Raw genomic sequence first — 22,612 nt, 5'->3', positions numbered from 1 at the left:
GTGGTCGGCGAACACGGTCAGCACGCGGGGAGCGTGACGCTGGCGACGGCACCCCCGGAGGGGACGTTGCGGAGGTCCGCCGTCCCGTTGGCACGTTCGGCGATGCCTCGTACGAGGGAGAGCCCGAGTCCGCTCCCGCCGAGGACGGCACGCCGTGCACTGTCCGCCCGGGTGAAGCGGTCGAAGGCCTGTGGGAGGAAGTCGTCCCGGACGCCGGGTCCGTCATCGACGACGCGCAGCTCGAGCCGCCCGTCGGCGAACTGCTCGAGCGTGACCCGGATCACGCCGCCGTCCTCCCCCGCTGCGATCGCGTTCGCCACGAGGTTGTCGACGACCCGGGCGAACGCCGCGGGCTCGATCCCGTAGTGCTCGTCCGGCGCAGTCAGGCGGACGGCGAAGTCGATGTCGCGCAGACCGACGGACGAGACGGCGCGAGCACGGTCGATCGATCCCATGAGTTCCGTGACGAGCGCAGCGACCGGAGTCGACGGAACGGCGCCGCCTTCACCCAGTCGACTGAGTTCGAGCAGGGCGTTCGCCAGCGCGACCAACCGGGCGGCATCGCTCTCGGCTGCGCGTAGCGCACGTTCGAGGGCCACGGCATCGCCGGACGAGCGATGCGCGAGTTCGAGCCGCGCGGTCAGTGCCGCCAGCGGCGTGCGGAGTTCGTGGCTCGCGTCGGAGACCATCCGCCGCTCACGCTCGGTGTTCTCGCGCTGCCGGTCGATGAAGGTGTTGAGGGTCCGGGCGAGTGCCGCGAGTTCGTCGTCGGACGCCCCGACGGGCAGGTGTCCACCACCGTTCCCGGCACTGAGGTGCTCGGCGATCCGGCGCATCCGCCCCACCGGGCGGAGGGCGAGCGTCGACAGCAACCACGCCGTCGCGGCGAAGGCGAGCAGCGCCAAGACCGTGCCGACGACCAGTGACCGGTCCACCCGCGCCACCGTCTCCTCTCCGGCCCGACCGTCGTGCGCGGCCCAGACGACGAACGACCCGGCGGCGTTCCGCACCGGCACACCGACGACCGTCACGACCCGGTGTGCGGTGTGGAGTCTCAGCGTGTCGCCGTCGTCCGGTACCGTCGAGGGCAGCGCCGCACGGACGTCGCGCGGCAGGGAGTCCACGACCCATCCGCCGGACGACGACCGGATCCCGACCAGGACGTCCTCTGCCGGACGGTCCGGCGCCTCGTCCGGGTTGCGCCGGAGATCGGAGACGAAGGGCGCGGCGTCACCGGAGGCGAGGGACCGGTCGGTCGCGAGCGTCGCGCGTTCGATCTGCACGTGCAGGACGACCGCGACCCCGGAGAGCACGACTGCACCGACCATCAGACTCCCGAGGGTGATCCGGGCACGGATCGACAGACGGCGTAGGAACCTCACCTCGCCGACACGACCTCGAGGGCGTACCCCACGCCGCGCACCGTCCGGATCACGACGTCAGCGCCCGAGGCCTGCAGTTTCTTGCGGAGGTAGCTGACGTACTGGTCGACGATGGTCGGATCGAAGTGTTCGGGGCTCCCCCAGACCTCCTCGAGCACCTCGGTTCTGGTGCGCGTGTCAGGGGCGCCCTGGATCAGGAACCGCAGCAACGAGAACTCCTTGACGCTCAGCGGCAGGTCCCGCCCGCGCACCGACGCACGCACGGCCAGGGTGTCGAGCCGCACCGAACCGGCCTCCACGATGGTCACCCCACCCGCGGCGCGACGCCGCAGGTGCGCCCGGATCCGCGCGTTGAGCTCGGTGATCGCGAACGGCTTCGTGAGGTAGTCATCCGCCCCGGAGTCCAGCCCGAACACCCGGTCGTCGACGGCGTCCCGTGCGGTCACCAGGATCACCGGGAAGTCCTGGCCGAGCTCACGGAGCCGCCGACAGACCTCGAAGCCCGTCATCCCGGGCAGCATGACGTCGATCGCCGCCGCCTCGAACGACTGGGCCCGGGCCTGGACGAGTGCGGCGATGCCGTCGGTCACGACCGTGACCACGTGTCCTTCACCGGTCAGGCCGCGCTCGACGAGGGCACCCATCTCCGGGTCGTCCTCCACCACCAGGATGTTCGCCATCTCAGACGACCCCGCTCGTGCCGAGCAGGGACCCGATGACGAAGGTCGCCGCGAGGGCCAGGGCTCCACCGACGACCACCCGGGCGGTGGCGCGGCGCAGCGAGCCTCCGCCGATGCGGGCTCCCGTGGCTCCGGTCAGGGCCAGCGCGAGGAGGACGACGACGAACGTCGCGGGCACCCGGATCGCCTCCGGGAAGAGGAGGATCGCCAGGAGCGGAAGGAGCGCGCCGATCGAGAACGCTGCGGCGGATGCGAACGCGGCGTGCCACGGGCTGACCACCTCGTCCTCGTCGATCCCGAGTTCGGTGGTGAGGTGTGCGGCGAGGGCGTCGCGCTCGGTCAGTTCCGAAGCCACCTGTTCGGCCGTTGCTCGTCGGAGACCGCGGGCCTGCCAGAGCTGCGTGAGCTCCTCGAGCTCGGCGGCCGGGTCGTCGGCCAGTTCGCGGCGTTCCTGCTCGATGAGGGACTGCTGGCTGTCCTTCTGGCTGCTCACCGACACGTACTCGCCGAGCGCCATCGACACCGCGCCGCCGACGAGGGCCGCGATGCCGGCCGTCGCGATCGCCGGCACGGACGACGAGGCACCGGCGACGCCGACGACGATGGAGGCCGTCGACACGATCCCGTCGTTCGCGCCGAGGACTCCGGCGCGCAGCCAGTTCAGACGTGCCGCGAGGTCGCCGGTGTGCGCTTCTCCGGCGTGCGGCTCCGCGGTGCTCATGGTCTCAGCGAACCATGTCCGGGACGCCCTGTTCGTGTGAGGTTTCGAACGATCCGAGCCGCCAGATCCTGTTGTCTGGTCGAACCGCGCCTGCACCGTCGGGCGCTCGACGTGAAAGGCCGTCATGGACTGGCAGTTCGGCGGGATACCGCTCCACCCCCTCTTCGTCCACCTGACCTCGGTCGCCGTCCCGGTCGCGGCGTTGACCGCGATCGTGGTCGCGGTGTGGCCCGCGGCACGACGGTGGCTCGCAGTCGGCGCACCGATCATCGGCCTCATCGCCCTCGTCTCGGTCCCCCTGGCGACGTCCTCGGGTGAGTGGCTCGAGCACCGAGAGCGCGAGAGCGCACTGCTCGAACGGCACACCGAACTCGCCGACGGCCTGCTGCCGTGGTCGATCGCGGTCTTCGCGCTCCTGCTGCTGTGGTGGGCCTGGCACAGGTTCGCGTCCGACCGGGTGACGAGCGGCGGGGCGCTGCGCGCGGTCGCGGTCGTGGGTCCCGTGCTGCTGCTCGCCGCCGGCGTCGTGTCGATGATCGAGGTCATCGTCATCGGACACGCGGGCGCCGCGTCCGTCTGGAAGGGCTGACCGCACGGACAGCGACGGCACCTGCTCGGCGCCGCCGACACCCATCGTTCACCGTCCCGTCACGGACCGACGGGTGAGATCCGGATCCGTCCGGTCGATCATGGGGAACGTTCCCGACCATCGGGAACGTTCCCCATCGACCGACCACGGACGGACTCATGCCCCAGAACGTCACCGCCAAGCTGCCGCGCGACCCGAGCGACCCCTACCGCCACGGCATCTACCTGCGCCCGGACGCCCGCACCTGCCGGGCCGTCACGGTCGTCACCGACCAGCTCCGCGCGCAGTACGGCCTGCTGTCGGCCGGCGCCTTCCCGCCGCACGCCACACTCGTCGGCAGCCAGCCGTTCGGTAGCAACGAGGACCAGGTCGTCGCGGCCGTCACGGCACTGCTCGACGGCCGGCCGGCGTTCGACGTCCACAACGCCGGCGTCCGTGAACAGGGCATCGGGTTCGTCTACGACGTCGCGACCCGACCGGACGGCTCGCACAACGACGACTTCGTCCGGCTCGCCGCCGACATCGAGGCCGTGGTCGCACCGTTCCGGCAGCCGATGCAGGTCCCGCTGGCGAACGACTACGACCCGGAGCAGTACCGCGCGCACCTCTCCCTCGCCTCGCACGACCTGTACGGCCGGCCGGACCTGCACGACGAGGTCGGTGCGTTCATCCGCGAGCTCGACGTCGACGTGCCGACCGGGTTCCGCGGCGACACCGTCGTGCTCTACCGCACCGCGAGCCCGGACTGGTCCGGTCGCTGGTGGCAGACGATGACCTGGGAGCACGTCCACACCTGGAAGCTCGCCTGACCGTGGCCGCGACCCTCCGCGACGTCGCCGAGCGGTGTGCCATCTCGCGATCACTCGTGTCACTCGCCCTGCGGGGCGACGACGGTGTGTCCCGGCCACGTCGGGAACTCGCGGTGCGGACGGCGGACGAGCTGGGCCTCCCGGTCGGTTCGCTCGCCCGGCGACGCGCGCAGGGCGCGCCGCTCGTCCTCGGGGTGGTCGTCACCGAAGCCGCGAACCCGTTCCACGACGAAGCACTCCGGAGCGCACGCGCGACCGCGCAGACCCTGGGGTTCGCGCTCCGGGTCGTGGACGGGTTCCGTGACCCTGCCCGGTTGGCCGACGGCCTGGAGGCCCTGCACGCCTCCCACGGATCGGCCGACGGTGTCCTCGGGGTCGCGGTCCTGAGCAGTCGGCTCGCCCCGGCACGGCTCGCTGCGGTCGCGCGCGACCTGCCGGTCGCGGTCCTCGGGTCGAGCGGGTCGGCGCTCGCCGGCCTCGGACTCGACACCGTGCGCGCCGACGAGGAGGCGGGCGTGCGCGCGCTGGTGCTCCACCTCGCTGCACTCGGGCACCGGCGCACGTGCTTCGTGGCGGAGTCCGACCACCCCTCGACGACCCGTCGTGCGGTCGCGCACGCCGCGGTCGCCGCGCAGCTCGGCAAGCCCGGCGACCACCGCGTCGACGACGTCGAGGCCCTGGCGGCGGACCCGGCGCGGATCGCCCGGCACCTGGGTGACGGGGTGACGGCGTTCGTCGCGACCAACGACGCGACCGCGGTTCGGCTCGTGGCGATCGCCGACGGCGCGGGGCTCGCGCTCCCCCGGATGGCGGCGGTGACCGGGTTCGACGGCACCGGTCTCGGCGAACGGCTCGACCTGACGAGTGTCGACCAGCCGCGCGTCCGGATGGGCGCGCGGGCGGTCGAGCTCGTGGTCGAGCGGCTCCGGGGCCGTCGCGGCGACCGGCACGAGGTGCTCCCGACACGCCTGCTGCCGCGTGGGTCCACCGCGCAGGCGGTCGCCGGGCACGCGCTCGGCTGACCGCTCGCGACGCCCGCGTCGAACCGGTCGGCGGCCCGGTCCATGCCTCAGTCGGCGGGGCGGCTGGCGGCCCGGTCGGCGGCTCAGTCGGTGGCGGTCGTGGCCGACAGCTCCTGCACCCGGCGCACCAGCTCGGCGTGCGATCCCCCGGCGCCGGCGGCGACGTAGTCGTCGGCCAGGTGGGCGCGGCCGACGGCTTCGCCCCGACGGAAGCCCCGGAACCACCCGCCGGCGCGCTCGAGCACCAGTGCCCCGGCGGCGACGTCCCACGGGTGCGTGGCGAAACCCATCGTCACGTCCGACCACCCGGCGGCGACGTGCACCAGGTTGAGGGCGCCGCTGCCGAGGCTGTGGTGGTGGCGGTACCGGAGCGTCAGGTCCCGGAGCAGGTCGAACGCCGCGGCCTCGCCGAGCAGGTCGAGGTCCTGCTGCACGGGGAAGCTCGTCAGCACCGTCGCGGCGTCGGCGGGCCCCGACGACGAGTGCATCGGCGCACCGTCGAGCCAGGCGCCGACGTCGTCCGCCGCGAACACGTGGTCGGCGACCGGGTCGAAGACCACGCCGGCGACGACCGCGCCGTCGACCTCGGCCGCGATCGAGATGCACCAGTACGCGAGTCCGCGGGCGAAGTTCGCGGTGCCGTCGATCGGGTCCACGATCCACCGCACCACGGGGACCGCGGTGCTGCCGACGCCCCCGGCGGTGCCGGCGGTGTCGATGCCACCGGCGGCGCCGGCAGTGCCGGAGCCGCCGGTGGTGCCGCCTTCTTCGCCGAGCACGACCGAGCCCGGCACGGCGGCGGTGAGCACCGCCGTGATCGCCTCTTCCGCCGCGCGGTCGTGCAGGGTCACCACGTCGTGCGCATCGCGCTTCGTGCTGATCGTCATCGGGGCGCGGAACACGGCGAGCAGGTCGGGCGCGACGGTGCGCGCGGCCTCCTCGGCGATCGCCCGGAGTGTCTGGGGAGCAGGAACGGTTCGCATGGTCTCCGGTTCTACGACGTCGAGGCCCCTGGACGGCGAACCACGCCGGTCGACGGGCCGAACCCGAGGTGAACGCGGGGCGTGCAGCGGTGAACGTCGGCACCCGATCGGCGGAGGGGTTGAACGCGGCGTGAACGGGTGACGGCGGGTGGTCGACGTGCCTTGACCGGTCTCCGACCCCCGCCGCACAGTGGAGTCGTTCCCGGTTAGGGAACGTTCCCTACTCGGAGGAGTCCGCCCCATGACGGTCCCCGTCAGGTCCGGCCTGGTCGCCGGTCCCCCGCGTACCGCAGGGTCGCCGCGGTCACCGCAGTCGCCGCGTCCACCCCGGGCGACCGGGACGACGCGGTCCTCGTTGCGCTCGGACCGACGGCTCGGTCTGGTGCTCCTCGCACCGGCGCTGCTCGCGTTCGCGGTCTTCGTCTTCTACCCGCTCGGCCGCGTCCTGGTCCTCAGCACCCAGGGCACCGACATCTTCGGTCAGCCGGCGGGCTCGGTGGGGCTGCAGAACTACGTCCGCACGTTCACCGACCCCGCGTTCGGACGGACGATGCTGACCACCGCGGTCTTCTGCGTCGGCGTGGTCGTCGGCCGCATCGTGTTCGGTCTGCTCGTGGTGATCCCCCTGACCGTGAAGCTCCGCGGCCTGCCGGTCTTCCGCGCACTCCTGACGGCACCCATGGTCGTGTCCGTGTCAGCGGGGTCCGTCGCGTTCGCGGCGATGCTCGCACCCGGCAACGGGCTGCTGAACACGGTGATCACCCAGTTCGGCGGCGCGCCCGTGCCGTTCCTGACGAGCACGCAGTGGGCCCTGGCGAGCGTCATCGTCGTGACGATCTGGGGGTCGCTCGGGTTCACCGTGCTGCTCCTGCTCGGAGCGTTCGGCGCCATCGACCAGGACGTCATCGAGGCGGCGCACCTGGACGGCGCCGGGCCCGTGCGGACACTCTGGTCGATCTCGTTGCCGCTGGTCACGCCGACGCTCTTCTTCGTCGTCGTGACCGGAACCGTCGAGGCACTCACGACCTTCGGGCAGATCCAGATCCTCACGGGCGGCGGTCCGGCCGACTCGTCGAAGACCCTCGTCTACGCGATCTACCAGCAGGCGTTCGGGTCCGGCAGCGCGAACTTCGGCCTCGCCGCCGCGCTCGGGGTCGTGCTGTTCCTGCTGGTCCTCGGGCTGTCGCTGGTGCAGTTCGGCGTGCTCGAGAAGCGGGTGAACTACTGATGCGCCCCGTCACCGCACGCCGGCTCCGGAGCGTCTTCGTCTACGCCTGGCTCATCATCGCGGTCGTCGTCGTCTGCTTCCCGCTCTACTACGTGTTCGAGGGCGCGCTCACCCCGACCCGGTACCTGGACCAGGGCCTCGCCGGTCTGGTGCCGATCCACCTGACGCTCGACAACATCGTCCGCGCCACGCAGGTCGTCCCGCTCGGGCAGCAGTTCCTGAACAGCGTCGCCGTCACCCTCGCCCAGACGGTGCTGCAGGTCGTGATCGGCATCATCACCGCCTACGCCCTGGTGTTCTGTCGACTCCGGGGCACCCGTGCCCTGTTCCTCGTCCTGCTCGCCAGCATGATGATCCCCGGCGAGACGACCCTGATCGCGAACTACCTGACCGTCTCGTCGTGGCACCTCATCGACACGCTCCTGGTCGTCTTCCTGCCGTTCGTGGCCTCGGCACTGACGATCTTCCTGTTCCGCCAGGCGTTCCTGAGCTTCCCGGACGAGCTGCGCGAAGCCGCGGTACTCGACGGCGCCGGACACTTCCGGTTCATCCGGTCCATGCTCCTGCCGCTCACCCGCCCGACGCTCGTCTCGGTCACCCTGGTGAGCGCGACGGCCGCCTGGAACGGGTTCTTCTGGCCGCTCCTCGTCACCAACTCGCCGGAGCACCGCACCGTGCAGGTCGGCATCGCCCAGCTGTCCGACGCCGAGGCCGCCGACATCGGCGTGGTCCTCGCCGGCGCCGCCATGGTGACCCTCCCCGTCCTGGTCCTCGTCCTCGTCGCCCAGCGGTTCCTCGCCGGCGGTCTCACCGCCGGGGCGCTCAAGTGACGACACGCTCGACCCCCTCCCCGACCCCCGCCCGCCCCACACCCGAAGGACGCACCATGCCCGCACGTCGTTCCACCGCCCTCACCGCACTCGCCACCGGGGCCGTCGCGGTCCTCGCCCTGACCGGGTGCTCCACGTCGAGCTCCGCGTCGGACATCTCCGGCCCCGTCACCGTCGACTTCTGGCACGCCATGTCCGGGCCGCCCGCGACCGAGCTCGACGCGCTCGTCGCCCGCTTCAACAAGGAGAACGACCAGCACATCACCGTGAAGTCGTCGTTCCAGGGCGACTACGCGGCCGTCCAGACGAAGTACACGGCGGCGGTGCAGTCCGGCTCGACGCCGGACCTGCTCATGATGAACGACGTGTCGACCGGCTTCATGATCGACTCCGGCCAGACGGTGTCCCCCGCGAAGATCAGCGGATCGACATCGGGCACCGACACGATCGCCCCGGCCGCCGCGACCTACTACAGCGACGGCAAGTCACTCGCGGCGATGCCGTTCTCGGTCTCGATGCCCGTGCTCTACCTGAACAAGGCACTCGTCGCGAAGGCCGGCCTCGACGCCACGAAGCCGCCGAAGACGCTGGCGCAGGTCGCGACCTGGGCCGAGAAGATCCACGCCGCGACCGGTGGCTACGGCATGAGCATGAACATGGGCGACTCGTGGATGCTCGAGGAGCTCAGCGCCTCGGGCGGCCAGCCCTTCTGCACGCCGGACAACGGGCGGAAGGGCAAGCCGGTCACCGGTGTCTCGCTCACCTCGGACACCCAGGTGCAGTTCATGACCACGCTGCAGAAGCTCTACCAGGACGGCGCTGCCCTGAACCCCGGCACCGACTCGACCGTGCAGAACTCGGCGTTCTCGAGCAACAAGGTCGGGATGCTGCTGACCTCGTCCGGTGCCTACACGACGGTCGACCCGGACGGCTCGAAGTCCGTCGTCGCCCGGTTCCCCACCACGTCGGCCTCCGACGACGCCGGGCAGGTCATCGGCGGCAACGCGCTGTGGATCTCCGGCAAGGGCCACTCGTCCGCCGAGCAGCAGGCGTCGTACACGTTCGCCAAGTGGCTCCAGACGCCGGACGTGCAGGCCGAGTGGGCGAAGGCGACCGGCTACGTCGCGATGAACACCGACGCCCAGGACACCACCGTGGGCAAGCGCTCCCTGTCCGACCCGAACATCGCCACGATGTACCAGCAGCTCGCCGACGACCCCACGAGCGTCGCCGCTGCTGGCTGCATCACCGGCGCGTTCCCGACGGTGCGCGCCACCGTCATCGGCGCCTTCAACCGGATCGTCGAGGGTGCCGACGTCGAGTCGACCATGACGGATGCGGAGCAGCAGGCCGGCAAGCAGATCGAGTCCTACAACGAGGCCGCTGGCAAGTGACCCACTCCGAGTGCACGCCCCGTCGAGGCTGACCAAGGGTTCATGGAGCACGACCGTCGTTCGCCATACGGTTGTCTGACGAAGCGGGCAGGCAGCCCGTGCGACGATCGGAGCCCTGTGGTGTCTGCTGCGAACGGCCGGCCCGGCTACGGGACTCCGGAACCCCTGCGCATCGTGTTCTCGTTCCCACGGGGGCGGGGACACCTCGCGCCGATGCTGCCGCTCGCACGCGCGGCCAGCGCTGCCGGACACCGGACCGCACTGAGTGGCGCGCGCGAGGCCGTCCTCGAACAGACCGGGTTCTCGCACCGGCAGCCGCGGGACGTGGAGCTGCCGGCGAGCAGGCCGGGCACCGGCACCCTGACCCCGATCGACCCGAGCACGGTGCTCACCCGCGTTCCCCAGGTGTTCCTGGGGGACGCGGCCGCCGGGGCCGTCGTCGACGTCGGACGGCTGGTCACTCGGTGGACGGCCGACCTCGTGGTCTGCGGGGAGTTCGACTTCGGCGCGATGACCGCCGCCGAACGAGCCGGGGTGCCGTGCGTGGTGGTCCTGGCCTTCGCCTCGGCCGGTGGGACCTGGCGCGACGCGGTGCGAGCGCCGCTCGAGGCGCTCCGCCGACGCGCGGGACTCGGACCCGACCCGCAGCAACACATGCTCGGCGGCGCGCTCACCGTCATCCCGTTCCCGGCGTCGATGCGATCCGGGCAGGAGCTGCATGGTCCGGTCATCCGGATGCGACCGGACCCCTGGTCGTCACCACCGTCGGACGCCGCCGCGTGGTTGGCCGCCGGCGACGGACCTCGCGTCTACGTCACGCTCGGCACCGAGTTCAACACGAAGTCAGGCGACCTGTTCGCTCGGCTCATCGACGCCCTCGCCGCCCTGCCGGCACGGATCCTCGTGACGACCGGACCCTGGGTCGACCCGACGACCTTCCCGGTGCCGGCGGGGCCGGGAGCGATCCGGATCGAGCAGTACGTCCCGCAGGACTCGGTGCTCGGGCTCGTGGACCTCGTGGTGAACCACGGCGGGTCCGGATCGGTGACCGGGGCACTCGCGCACGGGGTGCCCCTGCTGGTCCTGCCGCTCGGTGCGGACCAGTTGCCGAACGGCGGCTGCGTCGAGGCCCTGGGCGCCGGACTCGTCCTCGACGCCGCGACGGCGACCCCGGCGGACATCCGCACCACTGCGTCGCAGCTCCTGACCGAGCCGTCGTTCCGCGTCGCAGCCGGACGGGTCCGGACCGAGATCGTGACAGGTGACCCCCCGGCCGTCGTCCTGGCCGCCGTCGAGCGCCTGGTCGGCTGGACGCCCGCCCCGCGGTGAGGAGCGCAGGTCCCGCCACACCACGGCGGCGCGGCTGTCCGACGGTCAGCTCGTTGGTGAGCGAGGGTCTGTCGGCGCCTGCGGCGGTGGGCGAGTTCGGCGCGAGTTCCCAACCTGCATCGCTACCGCTGTCCGGCCGCGCATGTCCCTCCTCCGCGGCCGTCGGTATGCCTGCGGCGCCGAGCTCATAGCTGAACAGCCGATGCAGGACCGCGAAGCGGCCATCGAGGCACCTCGCCGCTCACGTCTCGGATCGTCAGCAGGTTTCCTAGGGGGCAAGGTTGCGCTTCTCGAGCCAGTTCTCGGTGACGGTCATCTTGACCTGGCCGCCGATGCTGTCCTCTGTGGCGTCGAATCCGTGCCAAGCGAAGGGGACCTGCACGATCGTCGCGTCGGCGCCCGCTTGTTTCGCCTGTTTCATCACCTCGTCGTTGCCCTTGGCGGGGATGAAGTCATCTCTTTCGGGCTGCAGGACGAGAGTCGCCGGGATCGCGGCGCTGAGGTAGGTCGAGGGCGACACTGCTCGGACGTGGTCGGGGACATCAGCAGGTGCGCCACCGAGGAAGAACCGCGTGAACTCCTGCGGGTTGAAGCTCGGCAGGGGTGAGGCGCCGTGGTCGTACGTGTAGTCGATGTTGCTCACGGGATACCCGGCCACGACGGCGTCGGGAACGGGGACCTTGCCAGCTCCGGGGCACGTGGAGGGGGCGGCACCCGCGGCGGCGGACCAGCCGAGGAGCATGGCGAGGTGGCCGCCTGCGGAGTCACCCATGACGGTCAGCTTGCCGGTGTCAGCGCCGACGTCCTTCGCCAGCTTGTCCGTCCAGGTCAGGGCGCAGGCGACGTCGGCGGGGGCTTCGTCCCATGTTGCGTGCGTGGCGTCCGCGAGCCGGTAGTCGACGTTGACGACGTACCAACCCCGATCGGCCCACCGCTGCGCGAGACTGTCGGACTCTTCCGCAGTACCGCCGTACCAGCCGCCGCCATGGATGTACATCATCACCGGCGCGCCCTTCGGGCCGCCCTTGGGTTCGTAGATGCGCGCTTGCTGGGCCTTGCCGCCAGCCGTGACGTAGGTCGTGATCTTGGTCGGGGTCACGGGCGTGTTCGTCAGCGCCAGAGTGCGGGCGAAGTTCACGGAACCGCCGTTCGCCGTCGCCGAATGCACCAGGGCTGCGGTGATGCCGGTCGAGGCGACCAGCGCCCCAAGGGCGAGAACAGAGGCGATGCCCCGGATCACGGGTCGTCGCCGTGCCCGCCAGAGGGGAACGCAGAGAAGAACAGCGATGACACTGACGATCACCAGGTGTGGCGCGAAATAGCCCCAGGCCATCGAGCCGCCGAGCGTCACGATGTTGCTCGTCGCGGGAACGAGGTTCCCGGCAGCGAGGACGACAACAAGGCCCCCCAGGACGGCGCCGACCACGGCAGCGACGGTCCGCGCCCACCGGAAACGCGCCGGACGGTCTCTGCCAGTCCGCTCGTCCTGCGGAGGTAGGGACTGGGGTGACTGCTCGTTCGTGCTCATGGTGCCCTTCATGCAAGCCGACGTGGTGAATCGAGACTACGTCTAAACATCGACGCCGTCTAGCTCTTGGGCGTTACACTCGGCGTATGAGTTCCCCTGCAATCCCGCGCGGACGCCGCGAGATGTTGAAGGCCCGCTCACGACGCGCGATCCTCGACGCGGCCATCGCGTTGGTCGCCGAGCGGGGTGGCCCCGCCTTCACCGTCGAAGAACTCGCCGAGCGTGCTGACATGTCTCGGGCGACGGTGTTCAACTACTTCCCTTCGGTGTCAGACGTCTTGGTGACGGCGAGTGTCGAGCAGTTCGAGACTGCGTGGGCGACGTTCGACGAAGTGAGTGCGGCCGCGCCAGGGACCGACGGTTCTCGTGCCGCTGTCTTTGACGAGGTGTCTCGGTCATTGCGCGCCACGAGCATGCCCGACGTGATCGTGTCCGTCGGAGCAGTCGTCGGGCGAGGCGACGAAGCGTCACCCCGGCACGAAGCCCTGCTCCGACAGGTCATGGACCGAACCTCGCTGCACCTGGCCGAGCACGTCTCCACCCGCTACCCGAGTTGGAGCCGTCTCGAAGTCGATCTGCTCGTTGGATCGCTCATGAGCGGCGTCACGGTCGCCTCGAGCCACTGGCTCCTGAACGAGGGCGGGAACCTCAGCACAGAGTCCAGGGCCACCTGGACCCGGATGCTCGACAGCGCAATCGAGGGGTCACGAACCGGCTACGGCGAGAACAACCGACCCACCTGAGCTGTCGATCCACTGCGCCGGAGCGACGACCCGACGACTCCCGGGTCAGCGCACGAGGCAGATCGTGCGGAAGTCGACGTCCGGACCGGGCCGTGTGTACGACGAGCCGCTCTCGAGCCAGTCGGCGGTCGGCGCGATCTGGTCGGGCACCAGGTCCTCTTCCGACCGCGCGTCGATGCCCTCGGACGCCCAGTACTCCCGGACTCCGTCCACGTCGCGGTTCGCACCCTCGATCACGGTGTGGTCCTCGGGCAGCAACTCGTTGCCCTGCTCGTCGGTGTACTCCCCCGGGTCGTACCAGTACATCCACCGCACCCCCTGGTGGGCGTTCGACAGCTGGCACTCCTCGCTGTACGCGCCACCGGCTCGCTCACCATCGCGGTAGGCGGACTTCCGGTCGCCGCCGAGGATCCGCACCGTGCGGTCCCCGATCCGCTCGAGCGTGGCCCGGGCGTCGCCGTCGGCGAAGTGCCGCTCGGCGGCGGTCGCGGGCTGCGCCCACTGCCGGGCGTCGGCGACCATGCTCCGCACCTGCGACGTCAGGACCAGGCCGTTCCACGGCACGGCGATGACCAGCACGACGATCGCCGCGACCACGGCGGCCAGCGAGTGCCGCGGTTCGCGCCGACGAGCCCGGACCTGCACGACGAGCACCGCCACAGGGATCCCCACGGCGAGCACGGCGCCGATGACCAGCCGCGTCAGGACGCCCCCTGCTCCGAGCCGGTCGTCCATCGACCCGAAGTCGCGCGCCAGGTACGCCCCGATCTGGACCGCCCAGCTCACGACGAGCAGCACCGGCAGCACGAGCGCGATGGCGATCGCGTTGCCCCGCCCCGTCGTCGGGCCCGTCCCCTGGTCTCGCCAGTCCTGCTGTTCCGTGCCCATGCCGGCCCCCGCCCCCGTGGTGTCCGGACCATCCTGTCAGCAGAACGCGATCGGGGCCCGAGCGACGCATCCGCCCACCCCCGAATCGGTGGTGCCGGAGCAGCCCTGGTTGCTGCCAAGATGACCGACGTGACCACGACCACGCCTCGCGCCGATCCCGACGCCGCTGCCGACGGCTTCGAAGGCGGCTGGTTCCGCATCGACGACGACCTGGAACACCTGGACGACGTGGTGTGGCGACCCGCCACGGACGCGGACGACACAGCGACCACCCCCGGCCCTGCCGCCGTCATCGTCGGTGGCGAGCCGCGCGAGCACGTCGGTTCGACGCTGCCGTTGGCGCAGCTGGCGGAGATCGACGTGGCACGTCAACGCACCGTGCGGAAGCTCTGGCTCAGCCCGATCACCATCGTGGTTTGTCTGCTCGTATTCACCGCGCTCGAGGTCTCGGGTCTGCCGTGGCGGACGGACCTCGGCAGGGAGCTCCTGGTCGGACTCGGCACGGCCCTGCCCATCGACGCAATCTGTGTCGGCGTGTGGTGGCGCATCACCCGTGACCCCTCGGGCGCAGTCGTCCGCAAGATGGGCGGACACCGGACCCGCCAGCAGTACGACCAGCAGCGCGCCGTCCTCGAACGCTGACCGCGCCGAGAGCCCTCACCGAACCGGTGCCGACACCGCGGCTGCACCCGCAGCACCCGCAGCAGGTTCCGGCTCCGACGACGGCCGCACCCCGCGCCCGGGCCGCAGCACCGCGTCCACCCGCTCGCGGTCGAGCTCGCCCTGCCACCGCGCCACCACGAGCGTCGCGACGCAGTTGCCGAGCAGGTTGACGCTCACCCGCATCGCGTCCATGATCCGGTCGGCACCGAGCAGCAGCGCGACGCCCGCGACCGGGAACAGCCCGAGGCTCGTCGCCGTCGCGGACAGCGCCAGGAACGACGATCCCGGCACCCCGGCCATGCCCTTCGACGTCAGCAGGAGCACGCCGAGTGCGGCGACCTGATGCTCGAGCGTCAGCGGCACCCCGAACGCCTGGGTCAGGAACAGCAGCGAGATCGACAGGTAGATCGCCGCTCCGTCGAGGTTGAACGAGTACCCCGTCGGCACGACGAGCCCGGCGACGCTCCGTGAGACGCCGACCTCGGTGAGCCGGGTGATCATCCGCGGCAGCACGGCCTCGGTCGACGCGGTGCCCAGGGCCAGCCCGAACTCCGCGCGGGTGTGCCAGACGAACCGCCAGATCGGCACCCCGGACAGCAGCCGCCCGCCGACGAGCAGCGCCACGATGAACACCGCCGCTGCGCCGTAGCAGGCGGCGATCAGCAGCCCGTACGACCCCAAGGTGTCGATGCCGTACTGCCCCACGACGTACGCCATCGCCCCGAACGCACCGAGCGGCGACAGACGCATCACCCAGCCCAGGATCCGGTAGACGACCTCGAGGCACAGGTCGAGGCCCCGCACGAGCGGTCGCGCACGGTCACTGCCGATGGCGGCGATCGCCGCGCCGACGAACACCGCGAAGACGAGCACCTGCAGGATGTCGTTCGTCGCGAACGCGTTCACGACGCTCGACGGGATGAGGTCGAGGATGAACGTCCCCGCGTCCGGAGCCGTGCCGCCCGCGGTCTTCGCCGCCACGGCCGAGGCGTCGAGCGACGACGGGTCGATCCGCAGGCCGGCCCCGGGGCGCACGAGGTTGCCGACCAGCAGGCCGAACACGAGCGCGCACGACGACGCGAGCAGGAAGTAGATCATCGCCTTGCCGGCGATCCGTCCCACGGAGCGCAGGTCACCGACGTGCACGATGCCCGTCACCACGACGATGAACACGAGCGGCGCGATGACCATCTCGATCAGCCGGATGAACCCCTGCCCCACCACGTTGAGCACCGGCGCGGCCGCGGGGAAGCAGACCCCGACGGCGATGCCGAGGGCCACCCCGATCGCGATCTGCACGAACAGTGAGTGGTACCAGCGAGCGGGAGCACGATCCGTGGTGATGACGTCCATGCATCCACCCCACAGGGCGCGTGTTTCGTCGACGTTGCGAGTCTGTTCCCACCTCCCGCACCGCGCGCCCACCGAAACAGCGCCGCACGCCCACCGGAACAGGGCCGCGCGCCGACCGAAACAGGGGCCGCCGTCCGGGTCAGCTGCCGCCGACGACCGTCAGGGTCGGCCGGTGCCGAGCGCCGGAGTCGTCCTGGCTCGTCAGCACACTCCACGACCGGAGGACACCGGCCGACGGACCGACCAGGGTGTGGTCGATGGGCATCGCCAGCCGCGGATCGAGCCACGTCGGCCACGTGCCGAGCGCCGCGGCGTGCACGGTGGACGCGGCGTCGCGGCAGGACCCGAGACGCCCGTCATCGAAGCTGTCGACCGATCCGTTGAAGTCCCCCGACACGACCACGTCAGCGCCGCGGCCGCACTGTTCGCCGACCCACCGCAGATCGGTCCGCCAGCCCGCCAGGCCACGCCCGATCGGTTGCGGAGCGTGCACGGCGACGATCGTCGGGATCGACGGCCCGGACACCGTCATCGTCTTCACCGGATCGACGCCGGGCGACATCGACGCGCCGGACGCGCGGTCGGCCCCGACGAGCACCGCCACCTGCGTGTCGTCACCACCCATGAACAGCCGCACTGGCCGACCGTGCTGCCCCATCGCCCGCGCCACCGCGGCGGCAGCGCGTCGGTCCCCCGCGTCGGGGAGCACGACGACGTCCGCCCGCGCGGTCAGTGCCGCACTGGCGACGCCCTCCGCACCGACGAGTCCTCCGTTGGTGTTCCACTCGAACACCCGGAGCGCACCGCGGGCACCGTCGACCGGCCGCACGTCCCATCCCCGCACGCCGAGCACCGCCGTGTTCGCCACGGCGACGACGAGCAGGAGCGCACCGAGCGACGCTGCAACCAGCCGCACGAGTCGCGTGCGTCGCAGGACGACGGCGACGAGCACCAGGGCGAGACCGGCGGCGACCAGTCCCGCGCTCACGAGGGACCGGGCCGGCAACACGGCGGCGAGCACCGGAGCCCGCCCGAAACTGAGCCACGGAGCGGCGACGAAGACGGCGCCGAGAACGGCACCGACCAGCAGCACGATCACGACCACCACGGCGGTCCGGACGGCAGCACGACGACGAGGCACCCTCGGATCATCGTGGACGGCAGCCTGCAGCCGCCGGTGAACGGCGACCTCCCGCTGAGGATCCTGCTGGATCTAGCACCCGCCGCACCCGCACCCGCAGCGGCGCCGGGGACCAGCCCACCCCGTGGGGCGTCACGACACCGGACTGGAGGCGCGACACCAGCTGGCACCGCGCCTCCCGTCCGTCACCCGCCCACGTCGCGAGCCGCACACGCGACCGCGGGCAGCTAGCTGCCGTTCGCCTCGACCACGCGCCACACGAGCATGCCGACCGTCACGAGGGTGCCGAGCACCGAGACGATGGCCGCGACGACGCCGAGCCGGCGTCCGCGACCGGGCCGCACGATCGCGACCACCGCGAGGATCGACGCGACGAACTGGAACGGCCACCCGAGCACGAACACCGACGGCCAGCAGCTGCTGTACAACCCGGTCAACGCGAGGAACAGCGCGAGGAGCGCGACCCCGAGCCGGTTCGCCCCGGCGGTCTCGGCGGTCCCGCCGTCCGGGTCGTCGTCGAGCGGGGCGCCCGGGTACGGGTTGTCGGGGCGGAGCGCCTGCAGCGCCCGGATCCGTTCGGCGTCGAGTGCACCGTCGCGGGCACGGGCCGCATCGGCCAGCGCGAGGGCGTCGTTGCCGTGCCCCGCAGCCTCGTGCTGGGCGATGGCCCACGCGAAGAGCGCACGCTGTCGGGGGTCCGAACGGGTCGCGGCATCGACCGCCCAACCGAGCGTCGTGAGGAAGAGCAGGCCCCCGAACGCGAGCAGGACCGCCCGCCCCGGCTCGTCGGGGTCCACCCGGAAGAGCACCACGCTGCACGCCACCATGCCGACGCCGAACAGGGCCGTCGCCCCGATCTGGCCGCGCCAGTAGCCGTTGCCCGAACTCGCCCCCGCGGGTGTGGTCATGCAGCGACCCTAGCCCCCGGGCTCCGCGACGCCGACACGGCTCCGGTCAGGCGGCGGGAAGGACTCCGTCGAAGGTGACACGGAGCTCACTCGGACCCCGGAGGAGCGCGTTGCGGCGGTACGGCGGCGGGTCGAGCACCAGCCTCGGGTTGACGAGCCGCCGGAACAGGGTGGCGAGGGCGATCTGGGTCTCCAACCGGGCCAGTGGGGCGCCGAAGCACGCGTGGATCCCGGCGCCGAAGCTCAGGTGGTCGTTGCCCGCGCGGTGCGGGTCGAACCGGTCCGGCTCGGGGAAGTGCCGTGGGTCGCGGTTCGCTGCAGCCCAGGCGATCCACACGGGTGCGCCCTCGGGGATGGTGATGCCTGCGACGGTGACGTCGGCGAGGGCGATGTACTTCGGGGTCACCTGCGCCGGCGGTTCGACTCGGATGAGCTCCTCGAACACCTGCGCGATGGTGTGCGGGTTGTCGCGGATCAGCTCGATGGTGTCGGGGTGGCGCAGCATGGTCAGGGTGCCGTTGGCGATCATGTTGACGGTGGTCTCGTGCCCGCCGACGAGCAGCATGATCGACGTGTTGAGCACCTCCGTCTGCGACATCGGGCCGTCGGGGCCGTGGTCGTTGACGAGTCCGGAGAGCAGATCGCCCTGCGGTGTGCCGCGCCGCGACTCGGCGAGTGCGCCGAGGTACGCAGCCAGCTCACGGCTGGCCTCGTCTGCTTCGCGCCGCTTGACCGCGGCGTCGGCGTCGTCCGTGGCCTCCGGCGGCGCGATGATGGCTGAACTCCAGGCGTGGAAGCGGGGCTCGTCCTCCGGCGGGACGCCGAGCACGTCGCAGATCATCGCGACCGGCAGCGGGTACGCGAACGACTCCACGACGTCGATCTCGGTGCGTCCGGCGAACCCGTCGATGAGGTCGTTCGTGATGGCATCGATGTCCTGTCGGAGCCCGTCGATGTAGTCGGCGGCGTGCGGCGGTCCGAAGTGGCGCATCGTCTGCCGGCGCAGGCGGTCGTGCACGGGCGGGTCCGTCATGACGAACGCCGACGTCAGCGCGGGTTCGCCCGGATCGGCACCCTCCGCGCGGTGCTTCGCCATGGGGTCGGAGCTGATCCGCGGGTCGTGCATGAGCTGCACGACCTCGTCGTACCCGGTGACGAGGAACGCGCCGTTGTCCAGCTGCTGCACCGGGTGGGTGCGCAGCTGCGCGTAGAGGGGGTTGGGGTCGTGCCGGTTGTCCTGCTCGAGCAACGTGTCCCACGTCGTCGACGCGGTGTGCGGGTTGTTCGTCATTGGGTTCTGCTCCTGTCGTCTGGCTCTGATCGGTGGTGGTGGGAGCGGTCCGCTAGCGTGCTGCGGCCACTCCGGGATCCCGTGACGGGTCGACGGTCGGGTCCTCGAGCGGGAAGGTCGCACCAGCGGCGATCTGCGCACGGTAGTACGGCAGCCACTTCGCCTGGTTGACGGCGACGGCGGCCACCAGGCGTCCGTCCCTGCCGAACGTGACGACACCGGATCGCTCGTCGAGGGACCCCTGGGCGACCTGCGCGGAGTCCGCGACGGACGGCTCTCCGACGGCCTTGAGGACGTTGCCGAACTGCATCGTCCAGAAGACCGCGGTGCTCTCGTGCGGCACGTGGCTGTCGTGCACGAGGTTCCGCGCTGCGACGTCGGCCTGGCTGACCGCGGCACCCCAGTGCTCGCTCGTCCAGGGGCCGGGGCCCGCCGACGGGTTCGGGTGCCGCGCGACGTCGCCGGCGACGAAGACGTCGTCCATCGGTTGCCCGTCGGTGTCGAGCGCCCGTTGCGCGACGTCGCACAGCACCCCACCGGCGTCCTGTGCGACACCGGACCCGGTGAGCCATTCACTGTTGGGAACGGCCCCGACAGCGACGACCGCCAGGTCGACGTCGACGGTGGAACCGTCGGTGAGTCGAGCACCGCAGAGCCGTCCGCTGTCGTCGTCGAGCAACGACACCACGCCGGTGCCGGTCCGGAGGTCCACACCGTGTTCGCGCTGGACATCCGCCATCATCCGTCCGATCGCGGTCCCGAAGACCTTCACCATCGGAGCCGGCCCGCGATCGACGACGGTGACGGGGATGCCGAGCGTGCTGCACGACGACGCGATCTCGCCGCCGGTGAACCCACCGCCGATCACCAGCACTCGACCAGGTCGGTCCTCCAACCGGGTGCGGATCCGTGCGGCGTCGTCTGCCGTCCGCAGCACGAAGACGCCGTCCAGGGCGGCCTCGGACTCGACGGGCCACGGCCGGGAGCGACGTCCGGTGGCGATCAGCAACCGGGTGTACCGGATGCGTTCCCCACCGTCGAGGACGACCTCCCGGCCCGACGTGTCCAGCGAGACCGCTGCGTGGCCCAGGCGCCAGTCGACGTCCAGGTCGGCCGCGTGCGGGAGGGTCGTCGTGGTGGTGCCGACCACGCCGGTGAGCACCTGTTTCGACAGCGGCGGGCGGTCGTAGGGCCGGTGCGGCTCGTCCCCGACGATCGTCAGCTGGCCGGTGAACCCCGCTGCGCGCACCGTCTCTGCGGCTCGGAGGCCGGCGAGCGATGCACCGACGATGACGACCGCGTCGCTGGACGTCAACGGCGCGGCACCGCGCACGGCGGGGTCGGCGTGCCGGACCGGGAGGCGCGTTCCCCCGACACGGATCGCCTGCACCGGACACGCCGCCGCGGACTCCAGGACGCGAGAGCGTTCCTCGTCGCTCGGGTTCGGGTTGTAGACCAACGCTTCCTCCCCCTCGAACCGGAACACGCCGGGTGCGAAGAAGCAGCACTGGGCGTAGCTCTGGCATTTCGTCATGTCGACTGCGATGTCCATGGAGTCCTCTCGTCGGGGTGTGGTGGTCCTCAGCGTGCGCCGATCCGGAGCGCGAGCGGTACTGCAGCGGGAGCGCCCCGACTACTGCGGACGCAGTACGTCACCCGGGCGCCGACGTGTGTGCCGTCGTGTGCTCGAGGACTCTCACCCACTCCCAGTCCGTGCCGCGCCACGCGCCTGCTCGCCGCGCCTACGCTCCGAACGTCCGGCCATCCCCCGACGGAAGCGGCACCCGTGTCCTCGTACCTGCTCTGCGCCCCGCCCGTCTACGGCCACCTCGCACCCCTCGTCGACGTGGGCCGCGCCCTCGCCGAACGCGGCCACGAGATCACCGTGCTGACGGGGTCCAAGTACCGCGACCTCGTCGTCGGCGCCGGGCTCCGGTTCGTGGCGCTGCCCGCCGACGTCGACTTCGACGACGCCGATCTGCAGGAGCGGCTCGCCGACGCCAGTGCGGCACGCGGGATCGCCGTCGTCCGCGAGGGCATCATCGCCATGTTCGTCCGCGCGATCCCGTCCCAGTACCGCGCGCTGACGGCGCTGCTGGCAGCGGGGCGCTTCGACGCGGTGCTCGGCGAGGCGACGTTCACCGGGCTCGCCCCGTACCTCGCGCTGCCGCGGGGCGACCGCCTGCCCGTGCTCGGGATCGCGACCACCCCGGTGACGCTCACCAGCGTCGACGCGGCACCCTTCGGCACTGCGCTCTCCCCGGGACGCGGGCCGGTGGCTCGCGGGCGCAACCGACTGCTCACCGCCGCGATCCACCCCGTGCTCACCCGGCCGCTGCGTCGAGCGGTGGACGCCGTGCTCGCCGAGGTGGGGGCACCACCGTCGCAGACCGGGACGTTCGACTTCGCCTACCGCTGCTTCGACACCCTGTTCCAGCTGAGCGTCGCGGAGCTCGAGTACCCGCGCCGGGAGCTCCCCGACTCGGTCCGGTTCGTCGGTCCGGTCGTGGCCCGCGCGGCTCCGACGCCCGCGGCCGACCTGCCCGCTTGGTGGGACGACCTGGACACCGACTCCCCGGTGGTGCTCGTGACCCAGGGCACGATCGACACCGTCGACCTCGGCCGGCTCATCGCGCCGACGCTCCGCGCGCTGGCGGACGAGGACGTCCTCGTCGTCGCGACCACCGGTGGCCGCCCCGTCGACCAGGTCGACCGCGCGCTCGGCACGGCACTGCCCGCCAACGCCCGGGTGGCGACCTTCCTGCCCTACGACCAGCTGCTGCCGCGGTGCAGCGTCGTCGTCACGAACGGCGGGTTCGGCGGCGTGCAGCGTGCCCTCGCACACGGCGTGCCGCTCGTGGTCGCAGGGTCGACCGAGGACAAGCCGGAGGTCGCCACCCGGGTCGCGTGGGCCGGGTGCGGGCGGAACCTGCGCTCCGGGACGCCACGGCCGGCGGCGATCCGTCGGGCCGTCCGCGAGGTCCTGACGACGCCGACCCACCGCGCCCGCAGTCGTCAGGTCGCGGCGTCGATCGCGGCCCTGCCGGACCCCGTCGACGACATCGAGGCCGGTTTGGCGGCGGCCGTCGCCGCGGACGGCGCACAGCGACGCTGACCCCGCCTGCCGGCC

At 71.6% G+C, this 22,612-nt stretch carries 21 protein-coding genes; 10 read left to right on the top strand and 11 right to left on the bottom strand.

The window, feature by feature from the left end; genetic code table 11:
- Window positions 1–17: 17 nt before the first annotated feature.
- Genes DEJ11_RS07960 through DEJ11_RS07950 form a run of 3 tightly spaced genes read right to left on the bottom strand, consistent with a single transcriptional unit; the run spans window position 18 to window position 2,783 of the window.
- Window positions 18–1,328 (bottom strand): sensor histidine kinase, encoded by a 1,311-nt coding sequence (locus DEJ11_RS07960; RefSeq protein WP_111103927.1) that lies wholly within the window; start codon window positions 1,326–1,328, stop codon window positions 18–20.
- A gap of 50 nt (window positions 1,329–1,378) precedes the next feature.
- The gene (locus DEJ11_RS07955; protein WP_111046925.1) at window positions 1,379–2,062 is read right to left on the bottom strand and encodes a response regulator transcription factor; all 684 of its coding nucleotides are present in this window, start codon (window positions 2,060–2,062) and stop codon (window positions 1,379–1,381) included.
- Window position 2,063: 1 nt separating this feature from the next.
- Entirely contained in the window at window positions 2,064–2,783 is a 720-nt protein-coding gene (locus DEJ11_RS07950; RefSeq protein ID WP_111030217.1) for a VIT1/CCC1 transporter family protein, read from the bottom strand.
- A gap of 124 nt (window positions 2,784–2,907) precedes the next feature.
- Here DEJ11_RS07950 and DEJ11_RS07945 point away from each other — a divergent pair, with 124 nt between their 5' ends.
- The 3 genes from DEJ11_RS07945 (at window position 2,908) to DEJ11_RS07935 (ending at window position 5,203) form a co-directional block, all read left to right on the top strand.
- Window positions 2,908–3,372 carry a DUF2231 domain-containing protein gene (locus DEJ11_RS07945; protein ID WP_111093234.1) on the top strand — a complete coding sequence of 155 codons (465 nt, stop codon included), beginning with the start codon at window positions 2,908–2,910 and terminating at the stop codon, window positions 3,370–3,372.
- Window positions 3,373–3,530: 158 nt separating this feature from the next.
- Window positions 3,531–4,181, top strand: a complete 651-nt coding sequence (locus tag DEJ11_RS07940; protein ID WP_111093233.1) for a 2'-5' RNA ligase family protein — start codon at window positions 3,531–3,533, stop codon at window positions 4,179–4,181.
- A 2-nt stretch (window positions 4,182–4,183) separates the two neighbouring features.
- Window positions 4,184–5,203, top strand: a complete 1,020-nt coding sequence (locus tag DEJ11_RS07935) for a LacI family DNA-binding transcriptional regulator (RefSeq protein WP_181440858.1) — start codon at window positions 4,184–4,186, stop codon at window positions 5,201–5,203.
- Window positions 5,204–5,286: 83 nt separating this feature from the next.
- Here the strand turns inward: DEJ11_RS07935 and DEJ11_RS07930 are convergent, their stop codons facing one another.
- On the bottom strand, window positions 5,287–6,186 hold the full coding sequence (locus DEJ11_RS07930) for an inositol monophosphatase family protein (RefSeq protein WP_111103929.1): 900 nt from the start codon (window positions 6,184–6,186) through the stop codon (window positions 5,287–5,289).
- A gap of 382 nt (window positions 6,187–6,568) precedes the next feature.
- Here DEJ11_RS07930 and DEJ11_RS07925 point away from each other — a divergent pair, with 382 nt between their 5' ends.
- The 4 genes from DEJ11_RS07925 to DEJ11_RS07910 all read left to right on the top strand — a co-directional run bounded on the left by DEJ11_RS07925 (window position 6,569) and on the right by DEJ11_RS07910 (window position 10,967).
- Entirely contained in the window at window positions 6,569–7,414 is an 846-nt protein-coding gene (locus tag DEJ11_RS07925) for a carbohydrate ABC transporter permease (protein ID WP_231495659.1), read from the top strand.
- Entirely contained in the window at window positions 7,414–8,244 is an 831-nt protein-coding gene (locus DEJ11_RS07920) for a carbohydrate ABC transporter permease (protein ID WP_111054653.1), read from the top strand. Before DEJ11_RS07925 ends, DEJ11_RS07920 begins: the two co-directional genes overlap by 1 nt.
- 56 nt (window positions 8,245–8,300) lie before the next feature.
- Window positions 8,301–9,638, top strand: coding sequence for an ABC transporter substrate-binding protein (locus DEJ11_RS07915; RefSeq protein WP_111103933.1), 1,338 nt, complete (start codon window positions 8,301–8,303; stop codon window positions 9,636–9,638).
- 120 nt (window positions 9,639–9,758) lie between these two features.
- A complete protein-coding gene (locus DEJ11_RS07910) occupies window positions 9,759–10,967 on the top strand; it encodes a glycosyltransferase (RefSeq protein ID WP_258375440.1) in 1,209 nt (402 codons plus the stop codon).
- Between the two features lie 268 nt (window positions 10,968–11,235).
- On the opposite strand, the gene DEJ11_RS07905 is transcribed toward DEJ11_RS07910, so the two are convergent.
- The gene (locus tag DEJ11_RS07905) at window positions 11,236–12,393 is read right to left on the bottom strand and encodes an alpha/beta hydrolase (protein WP_181433111.1); all 1,158 of its coding nucleotides are present in this window, start codon (window positions 12,391–12,393) and stop codon (window positions 11,236–11,238) included.
- A gap of 188 nt (window positions 12,394–12,581) precedes the next feature.
- On the opposite strand from DEJ11_RS07905, the gene DEJ11_RS07900 reads away from it, so the two are divergent.
- Window positions 12,582–13,238: a TetR/AcrR family transcriptional regulator gene (locus tag DEJ11_RS07900; RefSeq protein WP_111054659.1), complete on the top strand. Its 657-nt coding sequence runs from the start codon at window positions 12,582–12,584 to the stop codon at window positions 13,236–13,238.
- Between the two features lie 45 nt (window positions 13,239–13,283).
- Here DEJ11_RS07900 and DEJ11_RS07895 read toward each other — a convergent pair whose 3' ends face one another.
- Window positions 13,284–14,126 (bottom strand): hypothetical protein, encoded by an 843-nt coding sequence (locus tag DEJ11_RS07895; RefSeq protein WP_111103937.1) that lies wholly within the window; start codon window positions 14,124–14,126, stop codon window positions 13,284–13,286.
- 129 nt (window positions 14,127–14,255) lie between these two features.
- On the opposite strand from DEJ11_RS07895, the gene DEJ11_RS07890 reads away from it, so the two are divergent.
- Complete coding sequence (locus DEJ11_RS07890) at window positions 14,256–14,768, top strand: hypothetical protein (protein ID WP_146250072.1); 513 nt, start codon at window positions 14,256–14,258, stop codon at window positions 14,766–14,768.
- Window positions 14,769–14,783: 15 nt separating this feature from the next.
- Here DEJ11_RS07890 and DEJ11_RS07885 read toward each other — a convergent pair whose 3' ends face one another.
- The 5 genes from DEJ11_RS07885 to DEJ11_RS07865 all read right to left on the bottom strand — a co-directional run bounded on the left by DEJ11_RS07885 (window position 14,784) and on the right by DEJ11_RS07865 (window position 21,034).
- The gene (locus DEJ11_RS07885) at window positions 14,784–16,142 is read right to left on the bottom strand and encodes a cation:dicarboxylate symporter family transporter (RefSeq protein WP_111103941.1); all 1,359 of its coding nucleotides are present in this window, start codon (window positions 16,140–16,142) and stop codon (window positions 14,784–14,786) included.
- 139 nt (window positions 16,143–16,281) lie between these two features.
- Window positions 16,282–17,283, bottom strand: a complete 1,002-nt coding sequence (locus tag DEJ11_RS07880) for an endonuclease/exonuclease/phosphatase family protein (RefSeq protein ID WP_111103943.1) — start codon at window positions 17,281–17,283, stop codon at window positions 16,282–16,284.
- A 227-nt stretch (window positions 17,284–17,510) separates the two neighbouring features.
- Entirely contained in the window at window positions 17,511–18,191 is a 681-nt protein-coding gene (locus tag DEJ11_RS07875) for a hypothetical protein (RefSeq protein WP_111103945.1), read from the bottom strand.
- Between the two features lie 46 nt (window positions 18,192–18,237).
- Window positions 18,238–19,482: a cytochrome P450 gene (locus DEJ11_RS07870; RefSeq protein ID WP_111030232.1), complete on the bottom strand. Its 1,245-nt coding sequence runs from the start codon at window positions 19,480–19,482 to the stop codon at window positions 18,238–18,240.
- A 52-nt stretch (window positions 19,483–19,534) separates the two neighbouring features.
- Window positions 19,535–21,034, bottom strand: coding sequence for an FAD-dependent oxidoreductase (locus DEJ11_RS07865; RefSeq protein WP_111103947.1), 1,500 nt, complete (start codon window positions 21,032–21,034; stop codon window positions 19,535–19,537).
- A gap of 234 nt (window positions 21,035–21,268) precedes the next feature.
- On the opposite strand from DEJ11_RS07865, the gene DEJ11_RS07860 reads away from it, so the two are divergent.
- A complete protein-coding gene (locus DEJ11_RS07860) occupies window positions 21,269–22,597 on the top strand; it encodes a glycosyltransferase (RefSeq protein WP_111103949.1) in 1,329 nt (442 codons plus the stop codon).
- Window positions 22,598–22,612 lie beyond the last annotated feature (15 nt).

Source organism: Curtobacterium sp. MCLR17_058, from assembly GCF_003234705.2.
Lineage (GTDB): Bacteria > Actinomycetota > Actinomycetes > Actinomycetales > Microbacteriaceae > Curtobacterium > Curtobacterium flaccumfaciens.
The sequence above is the reverse complement of the archived record's forward strand: the minus strand, read 5'-3'. Positions and strand labels throughout refer to the sequence as shown.